This is a genomic window from Shewanella surugensis (assembly GCF_023284005.1).
Taxonomy (GTDB): domain Bacteria; phylum Pseudomonadota; class Gammaproteobacteria; order Enterobacterales; family Shewanellaceae; genus Shewanella; species Shewanella surugensis.
In genome coordinates this window covers 1-2,312 of sequence record NZ_JAKIKS010000272.1, presented here as the reverse complement: position 1 = coordinate 2,312, position 2,312 = coordinate 1, and the positions used below count along the sequence as shown (strand labels likewise).

The window sequence follows — 2,312 nt, the reverse complement described above, 5'->3', positions numbered from 1 at the left end:
TTATACAAAAATAATGATAAACAAACAAGTTCAATGATGCGATAAGTACTGAAATTATCACGTTGCTCTAATAGTGAACGAATTTATGGTAATTTAATACTCAGGTACTTAAGATCACACATTGAGATTTCGGTCAAATTCAACATTTTTTATACAAAAAACATTCATGATCTGGCCTTAGATTTTTATACTGTTCTGTTCTTCTAAATAGATGCGTAATTGATGTTTTTAGTTTTTAATTCAATTAACGGTTATTCACTTTTGCTACATTATTAACTCATCACAGTGATCATTTATTTGTTAGAAGTCATTTACAATATATGTTGATATAAATTAGGTTGCTTCATCTCGCATTAATGTAAATACAGAGACAAGACTCTATCTCACTTTAAGAGTATTTTAATCATAATTTATTTACATGTAGATAATAAAACTAAAAGGTAAATAACAATAAATATAGGTGTTTTTTTGTAAGTTTGTTTGAAGTATTTACTCAATCCATTTTATTTTTTGTTTTTTTGTATGTTACATGTTAATTAAATAATCATTAACATTAATTGCTTAAACTGTGTGTGTGTTACATATTATTTGTGAAAAACAATTCATTACATGTTTTTCTTTGTATGGTTTTTATCTTTTGTTTGAGTTTGTTTAAACAAGTGAAACATCTATTCATATTTATATTTACTTTGTTCCAGTTAAAATAGCACTCGATTTACAAAATATTTAATAATAAATGATGAAAGTGTACTTTTATTTACTTTAAGGTTGTTTGGAATAATAATATAAAGGATGTAAATAATGACGTTAAAATGTAACAATATATCGAGAACCCGCTCTTTAGGAATATTATCTTCGATGTTTTTGTCAATGACGACATTTGCTATAGAAGATCCGTTAAAGGGATTTCATAATATGTCCCCTCATGATGATTTACTCTATAATTCAAGTTACTTTGATCTAACAACAAATTCAGTTAATACGAGAATTAAACAAAGTGAGATCCTTAATCCATATGATTTTACAGCTAAACAGTCAGTCGCTTTTCATGAATTAGCAAAAAATCAAGCGAATACTGAAACGGGGAGTGAAGTATTAGCGGCGCGATTATTTTCAACATTAAATGATGCAACCGTTGCACTGGTACCTAATGCCAATCAGGAAACATTTTCTGTTGAGGTGTATGATAAAAAATTTGAGTCAGGTGGTGTTCATGAGTTGAATAACTATCCGTCGATTACAGAGCCTTTACCTGTTTTTAATAATGCGGAAAATTTACAAATAGATACTGTGAATTATTACGCTGTGAAAGCGGATTTTACGGGTAATGGCACCGAAGAAGTGATTGCTATTGGTGACAGCGTCAATTTTAATCGAACTCTTTTAAATTCTTATGGTTTTCATTTTGTACTGATTAAAGCTAATGATGTGAAGGTTCCTGCTGAAGGCGTGAGTGTTACAACAATCTATGAACCTGAAACACTGATATCAGGTGTTCTGAATGTACCTCAATATGGCAAGCCTGTTGTCGGTGATTTAACCGGAGATGACAATCAAGAGATTGTGTTTGCTTCTAACAGTCATTTTAATGTCTTTACGGTATGCTCAGGGCAATATTCAAGTGTAATTCATTCTGTATGTAACAATAATGATGGCACCAGCAAGCCTGCTTATACAGTAGTAAATAATGGCAATATGAATATTCAGCAATTGTTACCTGACTTATCCATCCTTCGCGATAGAGCTAATTACGATTTACAAATTGGTAATTTTCGTGGAAAGGGTAACGAATTAGCGGTTGTTGCTAGCACGAGTAAAGGGCCATTTTTTACAGGATGGAAGTCAGGAATTTACGCTTATCAATTGAGTGCGGATGAGAATGGTCTTGGATTTGTCAACGTAACAAGTCATGAGATTACGGATCAAATAGAAAATTATTCTACTATGGGTGGCTATTGCTTCGCTGCTTCAGCCAAGAAGTTTGTTAATGAGCTAAATGATCAGTTATGGCTCGCCTGTCAAACTTATTCGTTTAATCCAAACCATAATGGTGGTGCAACAATTACGCTATTACAGATAGGCTTTAATGAAGAGGATGAAAATAAAGAGATAAAGGTAATTTCTAAGTCAGTGCCTTGGGGGAGTGATCATTGGCGTTTAAGAGGGTTGTCGGCCTTTTATCCCATGACCTTGCCAACTGATCAGGGCGGGATCGCACTTTGTTAACAAAGATTGAATCTGCTGAATTACTGTGATCTAATCGCACCTCACTTTCTGAGATGTAACCCAATGACCCTGATCGAACACCTTAC

At 32.8% G+C, this 2,312-nt stretch carries 1 protein-coding gene; it reads left to right on the top strand.

What is annotated here, in order from left to right; genetic code table 11:
* The first annotated feature begins 801 nt into the window (after positions 1–801).
* Positions 802–2,226 (top strand): hypothetical protein, encoded by a 1,425-nt coding sequence (locus L2764_RS26820; protein WP_248943388.1) that lies wholly within the window; start codon positions 802–804, stop codon positions 2,224–2,226.
* Positions 2,227–2,312: the final 86 nt, after the last annotated feature.